Here is a 16,727-nt window from a genome sequence, read left to right as displayed (position 1 = left end):
TTCTGTGATTCATCCTTGAAGCTTGCGCCCCGCAGCCTTGCGGTTTCAATGCACGCAAATCCAGACCAGCATGAAGTTGGCGCCCTGCGCGATCAATTGCTCAGGTGAAGTTCCTTCTGGAAGTTCGGTGCCATCGGCAACCCTGCACCAACGAACGTTATTGATGAAGTGGTTTTCATGGGCCGCACCACATTGGGGGCGTGGTGGAAGTTTCGCAGGAAATCTTCGCAGGCTTTTCTCTTGGTAGGCCTGACAACCAAGGCCGTGGTTGGGGACGTCTTCAGGCTTCGCTTCACTCAAAACCGGCTCCTACCTAGGGATGCTCTGATTTATTCCCCGTCTGCGGCATCATAGCCAGCAGTCCCCAGGAAGCCCATCGCCGATGAAGCAGCGTTCGTTCGCCTCGTTGAGTTTTGAAGTCAAGAAGAAGCCGACACGTCGTGAGCGGTTTCTGGGTGAGATGGACAAAGTCGTGCCGTGGGCCGACCTGCTGGCGCTGATCGAACCGAGCTATCCGACCTCCGGTCGTCGCGGTCGCCCGCCGATGGCGGCATCGACGATGCTGCGGATCCACTTCATGCAGCAGTGGTACGCACTGAGCGATCCAGCGATGGAAGATGCGTTGTACGAGATCGAGTCCATGCGCCGGTTTGCCGGGCTGGAGCTAAACGAGGACGCGATTCCGGACGAGTCGACGATTCTGAAGTTCCGTCGCTTCATGGAGCAGCACGGCCTGGCGGTGAAGATCTTCGAAGCGGTCAATGCGCACCTGAGCGGCCAGGGCCTGTTGCTACGCCAGGGCACGATCGTGGATGCCACGATCATTCAGGCGCCGTCCTCGACCAAGAATGCGGACAAACAGCGTGACCCGGACATGCGCCAGACGAAGAAGGGCCAGCAGTGGTACTTCGGCATGAAAGCGCACATCGGGGTGGACGTGGAATCGGGGCTGGTGCATACGGTAACCACGACACCTGCCAACGTGGGCGACGTAACGGAAGTGGACAAGTTGCTGCACGGCCAAGAGAAGACGGTGCATGCCGATGCCGGCTACCAAGGCGCCGAGAAACGGGCACCCAAGCGCGGCCGCACGTGGCATATCGCGGCCAAACGCGGCAGCGTGAAGGCGATGCCCGAGGGCGATTTGAAGGATGCGGTCAAGCACACCGAGCACATGAAGGCCGCGGTTCGAGCCAAGGTGGAGCATCCGTTCCGGGTGGTGAAGCGGCAGTTCGGCTATCAGAAGGTGCGCTTCAAGGGCTTGCTCAAGAACACCGCTCAGATACTCACGCTGTTCGCGCTATCCAATCTGTGGATGGTGCGACGAACGTTGCTAGCGTCCGCAGGGGAGGTGCGCCTGTGAGGCGGGAAATCGAGGCGATTGGAGGTAACCCAGCACGGCGATGGCGGCGATATGCCTCACAATCTGCCTTTTGGTCGTAGTCAATCCATATTTTTAGCACGGCCGTCTGGACGGCCATTTTGAACTTAATTGATCAGAGCATCCCTAGGGGCCGTCCACACGATGGTGTTGCACTCCCCGCATTGTGCACCCACCGTCAGGGAGCTTGCCCATGTGAAGTAGACGAGGCCATGCATTTCGATGTGCTGAATCAGCGCGGCTTCAATGCCAAGGTCTGCGGCTTTGACCTAGATAAGCGTGCTCATTGGTTTTGCATGTCAGGTAGCGCTTTGCAGTTCCGGCAAAAACTGATTGATACGTGAGACTTTCTGATCATCGGATAGCGAAGTCCACAACGCATGAGTCACGGCGGGAATGTCGAGTTCGACGAACTGGGTGGGGACAGCTTCTTGCCATGCGCGCATCACGGATGACGAACAGACCGGGCAGCGTGGGTGCTGGCCAATCCGGAAAGGCGTGCCGTCTCCGTCCGGATCACAGGCCACTTGACCGTAGATGTTTCGTAAAATCTCGGCGCGTTTTGTCGCTTTCATTTCGCGCATGCCGGATCGCCGGGCCAAGAGTGCGTCTACTTCCTTGTAGGTGGGGTCAGCTAGCGCATCCAAATACGACATCGTCGCTGCTGATCCGGTGCGAAGAAGGAATTCTCCGTATCCATGGAGGGGCAGTTCTGGTGCTTGGAACGCGTGCCCGTAAGGTTCGCATTGGTAAACGAAGATTTGGAGTTTCATGGCTTTGCCGGGGAGACTGCGGTTGGTGTCAGGATTTCTTCGAAGTCGTCTAGGACCGCGTAGTTCACCGCTCCGGGCGATCGTTCCGAATAGAAGCGGATAACATTAAATCCATTATTGATGGCGTCGCGTCCAATTGCTTGCGTTTGCGCAGTAATCGGGCCACCCGCGTAGCTCCATGCGCTGGAAATGTTCGTATCAGTCAGGTCCAAGACGTTGGCTGTATTACGATTCATGCTAAATCGGATGGCTGTGGATGGTTGTGCGCCATGAAAGGCGAGTTCTGACATTGCAGTTTCAGGATCTTCTGCCAAATAGAACGCAGCGCCGAATCTACTATTGGGGTTCAAAAAAGCCGGGTCGATCCCGTCGAGCACGCCCTGAGTGGCTCTGGGATTGCTCGTAACGTGGAAGGCTTCGGCAGCAATAGGGTGATCAGTCGCGGAGGGGGCGCTGACCTTACTTTCTCCAGGTAGGAGTTGGGGGGGTATCTTTGCTTCGCTTGATGCTGCTCTAGGGTATCTGCGTTTAGGACTGCCATTGGTGCCCGACCCGCTTCCCATGGTCGGAAACTCACGCGCGTTGTCTGCTTTTACAGCGGGCCGCAATCGATTGTCTGCCTTCAGCTTCCCCTCATTCCGCGCCATCCAGTCCGCAAACTTCGGCCCCATCTTGCTGCCGCGGACACTGGCGGCCAGTTCGCCCATGTTGCCGCGGCCTTTGGCCAGATAGGCGAGGATGCCCATCAGCAGCAGGACGAACAGGGAGACGTGGGCGCGAGCCAAGGTGTCGGCGGCGATCTGCAGAGTGAAACGGTCGATGATGACGGGTTGCTGGGGTAGTTGTGGGCGGGTGGCGGCGGATGCGGCCATGCGAATGCCGTCCCAGTAGCGGCGGGCGATGTCGGGCATGTCCTTGACGATGTATTCGCTGAGCGCCTTCAGTCCCATGAAGATGAGTATCCATTCGCCCATCTGGGCGCCGGCCCCGGCACCGATCGCGACGCCCGGGATTGCACCGACGCCAACCCCGAAGACGCCGCCGGCAATGCCGCCGATGAGGGCGCCGCCGCCGGTAGTGGTCAGCATCACGATGAGGCACTGGCGCAGCACGGCGACGATGTCGTTGACGACTTCGTTGAGGTCGAGTTCGTGGAAGTCGCGCAGGATGCGGTAAACCGCGAGGCCCTCGGAAAGCTGGATGGCCTGCTGCAGGCATTCGGCGCGGGCCGATACCAGTTTCGCCTCGCCGCGAGCACTGGCGGCGTGTCGGCCTGCCCAGCACTCCAGCTGATGCCATGAGTCCTGCATCGATGCCGTCAAGGTCATCATCACTCCTTCCGTGGAGATTTCGCGTGTTGGAAGAGCTTAGCGCAACGAAGGTCCGTCCTGCCCCACTCTTTGTACGCTGACGCCCGTGATCGACAGTGATGTGCGCCCGATCACGTTCGGTAATGCACCCGGTGTTGCGTCAGCCGGCGCTGGCTACGTGCACAGCGCACAAATGCGGAAACCGCGCATGGATTTCGTGACGAATGCCGGGCAGGTCGAGGCCGGCCATCGTCAGCACTTCCTCGCGGCTGCCGTGTTCCAGATAGTGGTCAGGCAGGCCCAGGTGCAGGATCGGCAGGGTGATGCCATGCGCAGCAAGGCACTCGGCCACGGCGGAGCCGGCGCCGCCAGCGATGGCGTTGTCTTCGAGGGTGACGAACGCGTCGTGGGTTTTTGCCAGCTCCACGATCATCGCCTCATCGAGCGGCTTCACGAAGCGCATGTTGACCAGGGTGGCATCGAGTTCGGCGGCGATCGTGCTGGCGGCGGGCAGCATCGCGCCGAAGCTGAGCAGGGCGAGGCCGTGACCACGACGGCGCAGGTCGGCTTTGCCGATCGGAAGGGTCTCGAGCTGCTCGCTGATGGCGATACCCGGGCCGGTACCACGCGGGTAGCGGATGGCCGCGGGGCCGTTGTGCTGGAAGCCGGTGCAAAGCATCGCGCGGCACTCGTTCTCGTTGGCGGGTGCCATGATGACGAAGTTCGGCAGGCAGCGCAGAAATGAGAGATCGAAGCTGCCCGAATGCGTGGCACCATCGGGGCCGACCACGCCGGCGCGGTCGATCGCGAAAGTCACGTCCAAGTTTTGCAGCGCGACGTCGTGGATGGCCTGATCGTAGGCGCGCTGCAGGAAGGTCGAGTAGATCGCCACCACCGGCTTGGCGCCTTCGCAGGCCATCCCGGCAGCGAGCGTCACTGCATGCTGTTCGGCAATCGCCACGTCGAAGTAGCGCTTGGGATATTCCTTGGAGAAACGCACCAGGCCGGAGCCTTCGCGCATCGCCGGGGTGATCGCCAGCAGGCGTGGGTCGGCGGCGGCCTGATCGCACAGCCAGTTGCCGAAGATATCGGTATAGGTCGGCTTGGCGGGTGCCTTCTTCTTCACCAGACCGGCTTGCGGATCGAACGGAGCTACCGCGTGGTATTCGATCTGCGCTTCTTCGGCCGGGGCGTAACCCTTGCCCTTGGTGGTGATCACGTGCAGCAGTTGCGGGCCGGGCAGGTCCTTGACCGTGCGCAGCGCCTGCAACAGCTGTGGAATGTTGTGGCCGTCGATCGGGCCGGTGTAGTGGAAGCCCAGTTCCTCGAACAGCGTCGATGGCACGAACATACCCTTGGCATGTTCTTCCCAGCGCTTGAAGAAGCGACCGATGAACGACTGCTTCGGGATCGCCCGCTTGGCTCGCTCGCGCAGCTGGTTGAGCCGGCGGCTGGCCATCGCGCGCGCCATCATCTTGGTCATCGCGCCAACGTTTTCGCTGATCGACATGCCGTTGTCGTTGAACACCACCAGCATGTCCGGCTCGACATCGCCGCCGTGGTTCAGTGCCTCGAACGCCATGCCGGCGGTCATCGCGCCGTCACCGATCACCGCCACCACCTTGCGATGGTCGCCCGCGTGCTGGGCGGCGATTGCCATGCCCAGGGCGGCCGAAATCGAGGTCGACGAATGGCCGACGCCGAAGGTGTCGAATTCGCTTTCCTCACGCCGCGGGAACGGGGCGAGGCCGTCCTTTTTCTTGATCGTGGTGATGCGGTCGCGACGACCGGTGAGGATCTTGTGCGGGTAACACTGGTGGCCGACGTCCCAGACCAGGCGGTCTTTCGGGGTGTCGAACACGTGGTGCAAGGCCACGGTCAGCTCCACCACGCCCAGGCCGGCACCGAAGTGCCCGCCGGAACTGGCAACCGCTTCGATCAGGTACTGGCGCAGTTCGTCGGCAACAGCAGGCAGCTGGTCATCCGGCAGGCGGCGCAGGTCGGCGGGCGCCTCGATGACAGCCAGATGGGGGTAGTGGGAAAGATCGTTCATCTGCGTATTGTTGGCCCAGAGAAGGGGCGGAGCAAGGGCGGGCTTGTGAACATTCGCCAATACAGCGTGCGTGTCTGCACATCCGGCACACAAATTGCGCCCCATGCTGGCGTCGGTTTTTCCACAGGATCTCAACTCATGGCGTCGTTATCACAGTCTTTTCGCCGATTCGCCGAAGCTACCGCCCGTTACTCCGGGCGTCCTTTCACCTTTCTCGCTGCCGCTCTGATCGTCGTGATCTGGGCAGCCACCGGGCCGCTGTTCGACTTTGGTGATACCTGGCAGTTGGTGATAAATACGGGTACCACGATTATCACGTTTTTGATGGTGTTTCTTATCCAGAACAGCCAGAACCGCGACAGCGCCGCGTTGCAAATCAAGCTCGACGAATTGATTCGTGCCACGGCAGCTCACAATAGTCTGCTCGACATCGAGGACGTTGATGAGGAAACACTGGAGCGGATCCGCGACAACTATCGCAAATTGGCGGATCAACGCGCGCGGCAGGCGAAAAACGATAACCAGCCAGCCAGGGTGAGGAGCGAAAAGAAACAGGAAGCCGAAGAGGCGTGCAAGGAAGTGGACGAGATTGATCGCCAACTCCAGAAAAGCCGTGACGATCGCAAAAACGAGCCGCGTTCCGACTGAAAAGTCACATCACTTCCGCTAACGCGCGCCGGTCGCGCGGTAGCCGGCTGACCAGGAACTCCATCTGGTCGGCCAGGATATTGCGGTTGGACAGGATCAGGTGCTCGACCCAGCTTGGCCGGTACGGTACGGCCAACAGCGGCATGTTGGCCTGCTGCGGCGTGCGGTTGCTCTTCTTCAGGTTGCAGGCGAGGCAGGCGCTGACCACGTTCTCCCATTCGTCCTGACCGTGTTTTGAAATCGGCATGACGTGGTCGCGGGTAAGGTCGGCGCGGCTGAAGTGCTCGCCGCAGTACAGGCAAAGGTGCCGATCGCGGGCGAACAGCGCGGTGTTGGTCAACGCCGGTGCGGGATCAATGGCGTGTTCACGGCAGCGGCCGGTGCTGGCAATGATCGGATGCAGTTGCAGCTGGCTTTGTACGCCGAGCAAGCGATTGTGGCCGCCGTGCACGGTAAGACAGGGGTCGCCCAGCGTCCAGGCCACGGCGTTGCGAACATAAAGACAAACCGCTTCCTGCCAGCTGATCCAGTCGAGGATGCGGCCGGCCGCGTCCAGCGACAGTACGCGGGTCGCGTTGATATCGGCGCAACTTGGCACTTCCATCAGCATGTAAATCATCCTTCAGCCAGGGGCGTCGAAAGATCGTTCAGGCAATGCATGGTGCTTGTCTTTGGTCAGCATAGAACAAATTCGTTTCAATTCGCATGCTTGCCGTGTTTTGGATGGCTCCGGAGGGCAGTCGCCGCGCCGCCGTGGCGCTGTTATGATCACCAGTCAACAGAGACCCGACGCCGGGTTTGGTAGGGGCGCTTGGTGTGACCCGGCACGGCGAGGGCAGAGGTGAACAACGTGGCTGAAGTCCTTTTCTACGAGAATCCGGTACCGCTGAACCGTACCGAACACAAAGACCTGCGCATGAAGGGCGTGCCGAACGTGAAGTTCGCGATGAACGCTCACTCTGTGCCGCTGACCGGCGTGGAATTCGGCATTGCCGCACGCGATCTGCTGATCGTGTTTGCCGGCAACAGCATGGACGATGCGGGCCCCGTGGCTTTGCTTGGCCTGCGCCAGAATGAAAACCTGTATGTGAATGCCGAAGGCCAGTGGGCGGAAAATGCCTATATCCCTGCGTTCGTTCGGCGTTACCCGTTTGTGCTGGCCGAAAAGCCGGCCGGTCAGGAAGGCGACGACTTCACCGTGTTCCTCGACGAGAAGTACGAGGGTTTCAACACCACTGAAGGCGAGCGTCTGTTCAAGGAAGACGGTACCGACACCGAAATGCTGACCAACGCCGTGGGTTTCCTCGGCGACTTCCAGCAGAACGTGGCGCGCACGCGCTGGTTCATGGAGCAGCTGCGCAAGCACGACCTGCTTGAGCCGCGTAACGTGCAGTTGCAGAAGCCGGGCAAGGACGGCGCACAGGGCAAGTCGATCAACCTCAATGGTCTGTTCGTGGTCAACGAGGAGAAGCTGCGTGCGCTGGACGAGAAGACCACCCACGAGTTCCTGCGCGAAGGCGTGCTCGGTTGGGTCTATGCACACCTGCTGTCTCTGACCAATATCGACCGTCTTGCCCATCGTCTCGATGTGCGCGAGCAGGCCGAGGAAGCCGGTAGCAAGTCCACCAACTGAGCGTTTCGATCAGGTTGGGAAACAGCAAGAAGCCGCCCTCGGGCGGCTTCTTTGCGTGCGCATTCAGCGCACCGGCTTGGCCAGCCGCAACAGGTCGGTGGCATAGCCTGCCGATTCGTACAACGCGCGTGCCCGTTCGTTGCCTGGAAACACGGCCAGCGTCACCAGCTGGCAGTGATGCTCGCTTGCCCATGCCTCGGCGTGCGCCAGCAAGGCTTTGCCCACGCCTTGCCCCTCGTGCGACGGCGCAACGGCGATGTCCGAGATGTGGCAATTGCTGTGCCCGGTGAAGAAATCGGTGGTGCGTTGCAGGTGGATGAAACCGGCGCGTTCACCGTTCACGCCTTCTGCCACGAACAAATAACTGTTGGGTGGCTGATCTTCCAGATGCCGCAGCAGATCGTCGCGGATACCCTCAATGCATTCGTGCCGCCGTCGCCAGGGCGGCAGCGTGAAATTCACGAATCGCGGTATCTGTTCGATGATGAAGTCATCGTCTTCTTCTTCGGCCAGACGGAGCAGCCAGCTTGAGTCGGTCATCGGTTTCGATCACGCAGAACGGACTCCGCCGTTTCTACACCTTGCAACGCGCTCATGGTAGTCCCGTGTGGCGTGGGTATATCTTGGCAACACCGCGCTGTCGCCAATCTGGCGGTAGCCTGTGTCCCATCGAAGTTCAGCCAAACAGGGAAATTTTTCATGTCGACTACCCGTCGCATTCTTGTACAGCCCGATGCCAACGCGGCGCTTGCGCAGGGCATGCTTGATATCCAGAACGACCTGAAACTGCCGTCGGCATTTCCAGCGGAGGTCGAGGCGGCTGCCGCAGCGGCGGCGGCGAACCCCCGTTGGCCGGAGCTGGATCGCAGCGAAATCGCGCTCGTGACGATCGATCCAGCCAGTTCGATGGATCTGGATCAGGCGATGTACGTGGAACGCACGGAGGGCGGCTATCGCGTTTACTACGCCATCGCCGACGTCGCTGCGTTTGTCAGCGCGGGCGATCCGGTCGACCTTGAAGCGCACCGCCGTGGCGAGACGCTGTATGGCGCCGAGACGAAAATTCCGTTGCATCCCAAAGTGCTCTCCGAAAACGCCGCCTCGCTGCTGCCCGATCAGCTGCGTCCGGCGCTGTTGTGGACGATCGAGCTGGACGCCACCGGCGAAGGCATTGCCGTCGACGTCCGGCGTGCCAAGGTGCGCAGTCGTGCAAAGCTCGACTACGAAGGCGTGCAGAAGCTGATCGATGCGGGCACCGCCGATCCGATGTTTGCGGTATTGCGCGAGATCGGCGAGCTGCGGCGCAAGCGCGAGTTCGCCCGCGGTGGCGTGAGCCTGCCGCTGCCGGAACAGGAGGTCAGCGTGCTGGACGGTCAGTGGAAGCTGGCGTTCCGCGCGCGCTTGCCGCTGGAGGACTGGAACGAACAGATCTCGTTGCTCACCGGCATGGCGGCGGCGTATCTGATGGTGCAGGCGAAGGTCGGCATCTTGCGCACGCTGCCGCCACCCGACCCGCACGCGATCGAACGGTTGCGTGTCACCGCGCGGGCGCTGGGCATTGTCTGGCCAGCCGAACTGGATTATCCCGGTTTCATCCGCTCGCTGGACCCGTCCAAAGACCTGCACGTGGCGATGCTTACGGCCTGCACCAGCGTGCTGCGCGGGGCGGGTTATGCGGCGTTCAACGGCGCCGTGCCGGAACAGTCGATGCATTCGGCGCTGGCCGCGCAATACACCCATGCCACCGCACCGCTGCGTCGGTTGGTCGACCGCTACTCAGGCGAGGTCTGCGTGGCGCTGTGCGCGAAACAAGCGGTGCCGGATTGGGCGCTGGCCGCGTTGCCGGGCTTGCCGGTCACCATGCAGGCATCCAGTCACCGTTCCGGTCAGTACGAAAGTGCCGTACTCAACCTGGCCGAGGCGGTGGTGCTGGCGCCGCGCGTGGGTGAGGTGTTTGCCGCTGCGATCGTCGAAGTGTCCCACGACGATCCACACAAGGGCACGGTGATCGTGCGTGATCCGGCGATCGATGCCAGCGTTTCCTCCAGCACGGCGTTGCCGCTGGGTGCGGACGTCACGGTGAGGCTGGTCGAGGCCGATCCGTCGCGTCGGCTGGTTCGCTTCGAGTGGGTCGGCTAGCTCGCTGGCGGCGGTTGGCGGATCGCCTGCGAGAAGTTTTCAGTCGGCTGCGTACGTCTGGCCTGTTCGGTGATCCGGCAGCGTTTGCGCAGCAGGGCCAGTGGCACGCTGCGGTCCACGGCGCCCAGTTTGTGCAGGTACTCCGGCAGGTAGCCGGTGAGCAGCAGGCGGATATCCCAGCGCATGCCCGGCTCGATCTGGCGGGCCATGTGATAGACGAGGGTGGTGCAGTTGGAGCTAATCGTGTTGTAGAACGCCGGTGTTGCCGCCAACTGGTTGGCCGCACGCACGTACGACAGGAACAGCGCGCGCATTGCAGGCAGCTGCATGCGCAACGGATACAGGTAGTCATCCTCGCCGCGCACATTGGTGCGCACCCGAATGATGTCGTTCTCGTCGGCGGCCACCAGGGTGGTCTCGAACTGCTTGAAGAAGCCGCCGATCGGCGAGTATTGCTGATCGCGTTTCCGACGAATTTCCACCGAGAAAACCACATGGCTGCCGTCGTCGAAGCCGAACGAGATCATCGCGTGGGCAATCGCCTTGCTGCTCCAGTACGACAACACCGCGTCGGCGCTGGCGATGTGGTCGAGGTCGTAGCGGCGGGTTTCCCAGTGGGCGTCGTAGTCGACGTTGCTGCGCCAGGTGAAGTTGCGCACATTGTCGAGAACGATCTGGTTGCCCTCGACCCGACCAGTGAGTGGCCGCGAAACATCATCGGCCCAATCACGCCGGTTGGTAGGTGCAATGCGGCCCCACCAAAGCAGTAGCAACGCGTAGAGCAGCAGGTAGATGCCCAGCGGTAGCCAGCTGTGCCGGTAGATCGCGATGCCGACGAGTGCGATGACCAGCAGCGACCAACTTACGCTGCCGAGATTCTTCACGACCTTGCCGCCAGGCAACTGGTACCACAGCGCCAGCGCACCCCACGCACCCGAGCACAGCGTCACCATGCCGGCCAGCCCGATCAGGATCATCTGGCCAATCATGCTGGCGTGCTTGCTCATCGTACGTGTGGGACAGGAGTCATCTGGCCAGCGTGGGACTTTGAGCGAGGCAAGGCAATCGGGCGTTGCCTGATCTTTCAGGCACGGGTGCGCCTGCTACAGCGTCTCTTCGTGGAGTGCCTCCGTCGCCGGCGTTTCTGCGTGTCCTCTGAAACCTCGCTGCCTTGTATGGCTTTTTGACGCAGCGCTGCGGCTTGCATGGAACAGTGACTCGCATGATCTGCGTGCGCGGGATCACACGAGTCACTGATGGCCGCTGCCTGGGGCAGCAGGTGGGAACCTTGCGATACCTGGTATCGCTCAGCCGCCTGCGACCGGCAAGGCGATGAAGCTGGCTTCATTCGCTGCGTGATAAATACGCTGGGTCGCTTTCACGTAGTCCGCCGGCTTGGCCAGCAAGATGTTCGGTACGAAGGTCTGCGGATTGCGGTCATACAGCGGGAACCAGCTTGATTGCACCTGCACCATGATGCGGTGACCGGGCAGAAATACATGGTTGGCCGACGGCAGCGCGAAGTGATAGGGCAACGCCTGGTTGGCGGCGATCGGCTTGGCCGCGGTGAAACCCTCGCGATAACGCCCGCGGAAAATGTCCATGCCGATGGCGAGTTGATAGCCGCCCATTTCGGGTTGATAGGCGACCTGATCGGGATAGACGTCGATCAGCTTGACCACCCAGTCGCTGTCGGTGCCGCTGGTTGATGCAACCAGGTGCATTTCCGGTACGCCGCTGATGGTCAGCGGCGCGGTGAGCACGTCGCTGACGTAGCTGACAACGTCGGTGCGACCGGACGCTTCGCGCTGGTCATCGACCAGCCACTGCGGCCATGTGAAGGTGCCGTAGCCGATCGGCTGAATCGGCCGGGCGCGGAACGGTACCGGATGGGCCGGATCGGAAACATATTCGTCGTAGCCGGAGCCGCTGGCAGGAGCGTTGAAGCCGAGCTTGTTGTCGGCTTCCAAATACAGCGCGCGGCTCTTGGTCGGGCAGCCTTCGCTGCAGGCGAGTGGCCAGCGATCCAGACGCTGCCATTGGTTGCTGCCGGTCTGGTAGGCGGTGACGGCGGCGATATCGGCTTTCGGTGCGCCGTCCTTCAGGTATTGCGCCAGGTACGGACGCAGGATTTTCTCGCGGAAGTATTTCGCGGTGTCGCTGCCGAAACGGAGTGCGCCCAGCGAACTGCCTTCCCCGATTTCCTGGCCGTGGTTCCACGGTCCCATCACCAGCTTGACCATGTTGCCGCTGGTGTCCTTCGGCTTGATCGCACGGTAGACGGCCTGCGCGCCGTAGCTGTCTTCCTGGTCCCACAGGCTGTGCACCAGCATCACCGGAACGGTCAACGGTTCTTTGGCGAGCAGCTTGTCGACTGCCTGATCGCTCCAGAAGCTGTCGTAGGCCGGGTGCGCCAGCAGCTTGTTCCAGAAGCCGAGCTGGCGCATGCCATAGGCATCGGCCAGTGCGCCGGCCGAGCCGTAGTGCATGAACAGGTCGTACTCGTCGTGGAAGTTGGTCCACCATTTGATCGAGTTGTCGCGGCTGGCGGTCTGCTCGTAGATATAGGCCAGGTTCTGCTGGCGAAAGGCCCCGTTGTGGAACCAGTCGTCACCCATCCAGCCGTCGACCATCGGATTCATCGGCACCGACACTTTCAGTGCCGGATGCGGATGGATCAGCGCCATCAGCGGCTCGAAGCCGTCATAGGAAATGCCCAGCGTGGCGACCTTGCCGTTGGTCTCGGGAATGTTCTTCACCAGCCAGTCGATGCTGTCATAGGTGTCGGTGGCATCGTCGACCGGGGTGGGATTCAGCGGGCCGTGCGGCGGCCGATTCATCACGTAATCGCCTTCGGAGCCGTACTTGCCACGCACGTCCTGCACCACGCGGATGTAGCCGTCCTCGACGATGATGTCGGCGACGTTGTCATAGCCGGCCAGTGCTACTTCCAGCTGGCCGCTCATGCTGACGCGAGTCAGCGCATTCGCGTCGTACGGCGTGCGGGTGAACAGAATGCCCGCGTGATGGGCGCCCTTGGGGATCAGGATGACCGTATGCAGCTTGACCCCGTCGCGCATCGGCACCATCACGTCGCGCCGTTCGTAATCGAAGCTGGCGGTGGTAGGGGTGAACTTCGCCGGGGTTTCGCTCGGATAGTTCGGATAGTGGGCTGGCGGCACGTCAGTGGCCTGCAACAGGCCGGTTGCCCCGAGCAACAAGGCAAGCAACGCAGGTCGGATACCTGCGGTGAATCGGTTCGAGTTCATGCTGAATCCCCTTCGGTTGGCCGTACTTGCAACACCACGAGAGTAGACCGGTTTTGTGGAAACGGGGAGCGGGGTTGTTTGGCAAGCCTATTGCTTGAGTACAGGCATGAGCGAACATGCCTACGACATCAATTATCTGCTCGAGAGCGATGCCGCCCTCGTGGAAGCGCCCATGCGGCGCGTCGCCAAGCTGACGCCGGTGGCGTCGCCGGCCCCTTGCGGCATTGCCGCCGCACAGGAGGCGCTGGCCCGCGAGTTGCTGCAACTTGCAGAATTTCATGACAACTGGATCAGTCAGTACGAGCGCATGTTGGGCGCTAACTGCGTCAGCTTCTGAGCACCGTGGCGCTTCAGAGCAAAAGTTGACCCGATTGGGCACATCCGGCCCCTGCTGAGAAAGCCACCAGACAAACAAAAGCCCGGCAACCATGCCGGGCTTTTGTCGTTCCCGCCTGACGGCCTGGGATCAGGCGATGTCGGGCAAGCTCTGCACGCCAGCATCGATCGCCGCCTTGTGCATCAGCGTGCGCGGCAGTAGGCGGGCGAAGTAGAACGCGGCAGTGTCGCGCTTGGCCTGCTTGAACGCGGCGGACTGCGAACCGGCTTCGGCGGCAACCACGCTGCGTGCCCACAGGTAGGCGAGCGTGACGTAGCCGGAGTAGTACAGGTAATCGGTAGCGGCGGCGCCCAGTTCTTCCGGGTTGGCTTGCACGCGCTGGGCGAGGCTCACGGTGAGGTCGCTCCATTCCTTGGTGGCGACAGCCAGCGGGCCGATCAGATGGCGCACAGCGGCGTTGGTGCTGTGCTGCTGACAGAACGCGCTGATCTCCTGCAGGAAGTGCTTCGCGCCCACGCCCTGCAGCTGGAGAATCTTGCGGCCTAGCAAGTCGGCCGCCTGAATGCCGGTGGTGCCTTCGTACAAGGTGATGATGCGGGCGTCGCGGACAAACTGCTCCATCCCGTTCTCGGCGATGTAGCCGTGGCCGCCGTAGATCTGCAAGGCCTCCTTGGTGCATTCCTGCGCCAGTTCGGTGACCAGGCCTTTGGCGATCGGGATCAGGAAGGCGACCAGCTCGCCGGCCTTCTGGCGTGCCGCTTCGTCGGTCGCGCGATGCTCGATGTCGGTTTGCAACGCGGTATACAGCACCAGTGCACGCGAGCCTTCGACGAAGGCGCGCTGGGTCAGCAGCATGCGCCGCACATCCGGTTGCACCAGCAGGTTGTCGGCCGGCTTGTCGGGGAACTTCGCGCCTGACAGCGAACGTGATTGCAGGCGTTCGCGCGCATAGTTGAGGCTGTTCTGCAGCGCGCGCTCGGCCAGCGCCAGACCCTGCACGCCGACCGAAAGCCGCGCGGCATTCATCATGGTGAACATTGCGGCCAGTCCCTTGTGCGGCTTGCCGATCAGATAGCCTTCGGCGCCGTCGAAGTTCATCACGCAGGTGGAGCAGGCGTGGATGCCCATCTTGTGTTCGATCGCACCTGCGGCGACGGTGTTGCGCTGACCCGGCGTGCCGTCGGCATTCAACTTGAACTTCGGCACGATGAACATGGAGATGCCGCGACTGCCTTCCGGGGCGTCGGGCAGGCGAGCCAACACCAGGTGAACAATGTTTTCGGTGAGATCGTGTTCGCCCGCGCTGATGAAGATCTTGGTGCCGCTGAGCTTGTACACGGCATGACCGTCCGCATCGGCCGCGGCTGGCTCGGCACGCGTTTTCAGCAGGCCCAGGTCGGAGCCGGCCTGCGGTTCGGTCAGGCACATGGTGCCGGTCCAGCGACCTTCCACGATCGGCTTCATGTAGCGCTCGCGTTGCCATTCCTCGCCATGCATTTCCATCGCGTGGGTGGCGCCTTCAGACAGCAACGGATACAGGCTCCAGGCCAGGTTGCCGGACTGGAAAATTTCGGTGGTCGCGGTACCGAGCACGCCGGGAAGCGCCTGGCCGCCGTAAGCTTCGGGATTGGTCAGGCCGGTCCAGCCGCCTTCAGCGAAGGCCTTGAACGCCTCCTTGAACGACTTCGGCGTGGTCACCGTCTGGGTGGCCTTGTCGTACTTGCAGCCTTCCAGATCAGCCGGCCAGTTGGTGGGTGCCAGCAACTGCTCGCTGAGGCGGCCGGCTTCTTCCAGCACGGCATCGAACAGGTCGCGGGTATGGGCTTCGCCACCTTTCAACGAGGTCAGCGTGGGTTCCGCGTCAAGCACATCGAACAGGGCGAAGCGCAGGTCGTCGAGGGGAGCCTTGTAAGCGGTCATGGTTATTCCTTCGTTGAATGGGTGATCAGCGATACGTGTTGGCAATGCCCGGCACAGCGGAGATCCAGTCATTGCCGTTGAAGTCGAACGAGCGTGGCTTGCTTTCCTGCTCTGGTTTGGCGGTGGCGCTGCCGCTGACGTGATACGCCAGGGAGCCGGCGCTGCCCTTGTCGGCAATGGCCTGCAGCGCCTGGCGCATCGGGGTGGTGGGCAGCACGTCGATGCGAACGACATCCCCGGCCAGTTCCGGGATGTCGAGCTCGAAGTTCTTGTGCAACCGTACCGGCACCAGTTCGGCGATCTGCAACTGGCCATCCAGCGCGGTGAACTTCATGCTGGCGTAACTGTTGTTCTGGATACGCATCGTCAGTTGCCACTGGCCGTTCGGCAGCACCACCAGTTGCTGGATGTTCACCGCGGGCGGGAACACGCTCTTCTTGGTCGGGCCGCAGGCAGCCAGGCCGAGCAGCAGGACGGGGATGATCCAGCGAAGCAGACGCATTGCAGAGTCTCCAAACGATCGTTTGAAAGTTGATTCTAACCGCGTTTGGGGGGTAACAGGCCAGTGCCGAAAAAACCTTGCCATCAGAACCCGGCCACGCTTCGGGTAGAACGGCTGCGTGGAGGATTTCCAGCGGCTTGTACGCACGCGGCCAGCAAACGGTTTCGCGCGCATCCGCAAACAGGCATCATCGACGGCTTGTTTCCATTGCAGGGTTCCATCGCATGTCACGACGTTTTGTTGCCCGCCGCTCGCCCATCCACGGCAACGGCGTCTTCGCCACCGCGCCGATCAGCAAGGGTGAGGAACTGATCGAGTACAAGGGCAAGTTGCTCAGCCACGACGAGGCGGATGATTTGTACGGCGATGGCGGCGAGACCGGCCACACGTTCTTGTTCACGCTCAACGATGACTACATCATTGATGCGAACCAGAAAGGCAACGCTGCGCGGTGGATCAACCACAGCTGTGCGCCGAACTGCCGCGCACTGGTCGAGGAAAGTGCCAGCGGCAATCCGCGTCGCGACAAGGTGGTGATCGAGGCCATCCGCAACATCAAGCCCGGCGAAGAACTCACCTACGACTACGGCATCGTGCTTGATGTGCCGTACACCGCGCGCCTGAAAAAGCTGTGGAAATGCCTGTGCGGTTCGCCCAAGTGCAGCGGCACCTTGCTCAAGCCGAAGCGGTAGGCAATCGCGGAATTTCGCTTTTATACTTGCAAACGTTGCCCACCACATTGGTGGGCAAGTCAGGGACAGC

At 61.7% G+C, this 16,727-nt stretch carries 16 protein-coding genes; 6 read left to right on the top strand and 10 right to left on the bottom strand.

What is annotated here, in order from left to right; translation table 11 throughout:
* Positions 1-45: 45 nt before the first annotated feature.
* Positions 46-300, bottom strand: a complete 255-nt coding sequence (locus PY254_RS16470; RefSeq protein ID WP_281013135.1) for a hypothetical protein — start codon at positions 298-300, stop codon at positions 46-48.
* A gap of 82 nt (positions 301-382) precedes the next feature.
* Between PY254_RS16470 and PY254_RS16465 the strand changes: the two genes are divergently transcribed.
* Positions 383-1,363 (top strand): IS5 family transposase, encoded by a 981-nt coding sequence (locus PY254_RS16465; protein ID WP_281013134.1) that lies wholly within the window; start codon positions 383-385, stop codon positions 1,361-1,363.
* Positions 1,364-1,680: 317 nt separating this feature from the next.
* On the opposite strand, the gene PY254_RS16460 is transcribed toward PY254_RS16465, so the two are convergent.
* The 3 genes from PY254_RS16460 to dxs form a co-directional block, all read right to left on the bottom strand.
* Positions 1,681-2,154: a hypothetical protein gene (locus PY254_RS16460; RefSeq protein WP_281013133.1), complete on the bottom strand. Its 474-nt coding sequence runs from the start codon at positions 2,152-2,154 to the stop codon at positions 1,681-1,683.
* Positions 2,151-3,485, bottom strand: a complete 1,335-nt coding sequence (locus tag PY254_RS16455; protein WP_281013132.1) for an RES family NAD+ phosphorylase — start codon at positions 3,483-3,485, stop codon at positions 2,151-2,153. The genes PY254_RS16460 and PY254_RS16455 overlap by 4 nt, the downstream gene beginning before the upstream one ends.
* A gap of 139 nt (positions 3,486-3,624) precedes the next feature.
* Positions 3,625-5,517, bottom strand: coding sequence for a 1-deoxy-D-xylulose-5-phosphate synthase (dxs, locus tag PY254_RS16450; protein WP_281013131.1), 1,893 nt, complete (start codon positions 5,515-5,517; stop codon positions 3,625-3,627).
* A 138-nt stretch (positions 5,518-5,655) separates the two neighbouring features.
* Here dxs and PY254_RS16445 point away from each other — a divergent pair, with 138 nt between their 5' ends.
* Positions 5,656-6,165, top strand: coding sequence for a low affinity iron permease family protein (locus tag PY254_RS16445; protein WP_281015255.1), 510 nt, complete (start codon positions 5,656-5,658; stop codon positions 6,163-6,165).
* Positions 6,166-6,169: 4 nt separating this feature from the next.
* On the opposite strand, the gene PY254_RS16440 is transcribed toward PY254_RS16445, so the two are convergent.
* Positions 6,170-6,775, bottom strand: coding sequence for an HNH endonuclease (locus PY254_RS16440; RefSeq protein WP_281013130.1), 606 nt, complete (start codon positions 6,773-6,775; stop codon positions 6,170-6,172).
* Positions 6,776-7,015: 240 nt separating this feature from the next.
* Here PY254_RS16440 and PY254_RS16435 point away from each other — a divergent pair, with 240 nt between their 5' ends.
* Complete coding sequence (locus PY254_RS16435) at positions 7,016-7,798, top strand: SapC family protein (RefSeq protein WP_281013128.1); 783 nt, start codon at positions 7,016-7,018, stop codon at positions 7,796-7,798.
* A gap of 63 nt (positions 7,799-7,861) precedes the next feature.
* On the opposite strand, the gene PY254_RS16430 is transcribed toward PY254_RS16435, so the two are convergent.
* On the bottom strand, positions 7,862-8,338 hold the full coding sequence (locus PY254_RS16430; protein ID WP_281013127.1) for a GNAT family N-acetyltransferase: 477 nt from the start codon (positions 8,336-8,338) through the stop codon (positions 7,862-7,864).
* Positions 8,339-8,497: 159 nt separating this feature from the next.
* On the opposite strand from PY254_RS16430, the gene PY254_RS16425 reads away from it, so the two are divergent.
* Entirely contained in the window at positions 8,498-9,937 is a 1,440-nt protein-coding gene (locus PY254_RS16425; RefSeq protein WP_281013126.1) for an RNB domain-containing ribonuclease, read from the top strand.
* On the opposite strand, the gene PY254_RS16420 is transcribed toward PY254_RS16425, so the two are convergent.
* Complete coding sequence (locus tag PY254_RS16420; protein ID WP_281013125.1) at positions 9,934-10,944, bottom strand: Lnb N-terminal periplasmic domain-containing protein; 1,011 nt, start codon at positions 10,942-10,944, stop codon at positions 9,934-9,936. The two genes, PY254_RS16425 and PY254_RS16420, sit on opposite strands and share 4 nt — an antisense overlap.
* 300 nt (positions 10,945-11,244) lie before the next feature.
* Positions 11,245-13,206 (bottom strand): CocE/NonD family hydrolase, encoded by a 1,962-nt coding sequence (locus tag PY254_RS16415; protein ID WP_281013124.1) that lies wholly within the window; start codon positions 13,204-13,206, stop codon positions 11,245-11,247.
* A gap of 106 nt (positions 13,207-13,312) precedes the next feature.
* Here PY254_RS16415 and PY254_RS16410 point away from each other — a divergent pair, with 106 nt between their 5' ends.
* Positions 13,313-13,543, top strand: a complete 231-nt coding sequence (locus PY254_RS16410; RefSeq protein WP_281013123.1) for a hypothetical protein — start codon at positions 13,313-13,315, stop codon at positions 13,541-13,543.
* A 129-nt stretch (positions 13,544-13,672) separates the two neighbouring features.
* On the opposite strand, the gene PY254_RS16405 is transcribed toward PY254_RS16410, so the two are convergent.
* Both PY254_RS16405 and PY254_RS16400 read right to left on the bottom strand, forming a co-directional pair.
* Complete coding sequence (locus PY254_RS16405) at positions 13,673-15,463, bottom strand: acyl-CoA dehydrogenase C-terminal domain-containing protein (protein WP_281013122.1); 1,791 nt, start codon at positions 15,461-15,463, stop codon at positions 13,673-13,675.
* A gap of 25 nt (positions 15,464-15,488) precedes the next feature.
* Positions 15,489-15,965 carry a hypothetical protein gene (locus PY254_RS16400; RefSeq protein ID WP_281013121.1) on the bottom strand — a complete coding sequence of 159 codons (477 nt, stop codon included), beginning with the start codon at positions 15,963-15,965 and terminating at the stop codon, positions 15,489-15,491.
* A gap of 224 nt (positions 15,966-16,189) precedes the next feature.
* Here PY254_RS16400 and PY254_RS16395 point away from each other — a divergent pair, with 224 nt between their 5' ends.
* Positions 16,190-16,657 carry an SET domain-containing protein gene (locus PY254_RS16395; RefSeq protein ID WP_281013120.1) on the top strand — a complete coding sequence of 156 codons (468 nt, stop codon included), beginning with the start codon at positions 16,190-16,192 and terminating at the stop codon, positions 16,655-16,657.
* The last annotated feature ends 70 nt before the right edge of the window (positions 16,658-16,727 follow it).

The organism is Rhodanobacter sp. AS-Z3 (assembly GCF_029224025.1).
GTDB lineage: Bacteria > Pseudomonadota > Gammaproteobacteria > Xanthomonadales > Rhodanobacteraceae > Rhodanobacter.
Note: the sequence above shows the minus strand (reverse complement) of the source record. Positions and strands in the feature narration are given on the sequence as shown.

Coding starts and splice junctions, on each gene's coding strand:
- PY254_RS16465 (WP_281013134.1), top strand. CDS start 383: ATGAAGCAGCGTTCGTTCGCCTCGTTGAGTTTTGAAGTCAAGAAGAAG.
- PY254_RS16460 (WP_281013133.1), bottom strand. CDS start 2,154: ATGAAACTCCAAATCTTCGTTTACCAATGCGAACCTTACGGGCACGCG.
- PY254_RS16455 (WP_281013132.1), bottom strand. CDS start 3,485: ATGATGACCTTGACGGCATCGATGCAGGACTCATGGCATCAGCTGGAG.
- dxs (WP_281013131.1), bottom strand. CDS start 5,517: ATGAACGATCTTTCCCACTACCCCCATCTGGCTGTCATCGAGGCGCCC.
- PY254_RS16445 (WP_281015255.1), top strand. CDS start 5,656: ATGGCGTCGTTATCACAGTCTTTTCGCCGATTCGCCGAAGCTACCGCC.
- PY254_RS16440 (WP_281013130.1), bottom strand. CDS start 6,775: ATGCTGATGGAAGTGCCAAGTTGCGCCGATATCAACGCGACCCGCGTA.
- PY254_RS16430 (WP_281013127.1), bottom strand. CDS start 8,338: ATGACCGACTCAAGCTGGCTGCTCCGTCTGGCCGAAGAAGAAGACGAT.
- PY254_RS16425 (WP_281013126.1), top strand. CDS start 8,498: ATGTCGACTACCCGTCGCATTCTTGTACAGCCCGATGCCAACGCGGCG.
- PY254_RS16420 (WP_281013125.1), bottom strand. CDS start 10,944: ATGAGCAAGCACGCCAGCATGATTGGCCAGATGATCCTGATCGGGCTG.
- PY254_RS16415 (WP_281013124.1), bottom strand. CDS start 13,206: ATGAACTCGAACCGATTCACCGCAGGTATCCGACCTGCGTTGCTTGCC.
- PY254_RS16410 (WP_281013123.1), top strand. CDS start 13,313: ATGAGCGAACATGCCTACGACATCAATTATCTGCTCGAGAGCGATGCC.
- PY254_RS16405 (WP_281013122.1), bottom strand. CDS start 15,463: ATGACCGCTTACAAGGCTCCCCTCGACGACCTGCGCTTCGCCCTGTTC.
- PY254_RS16400 (WP_281013121.1), bottom strand. CDS start 15,965: ATGCGTCTGCTTCGCTGGATCATCCCCGTCCTGCTGCTCGGCCTGGCT.
- PY254_RS16395 (WP_281013120.1), top strand. CDS start 16,190: ATGTCACGACGTTTTGTTGCCCGCCGCTCGCCCATCCACGGCAACGGC.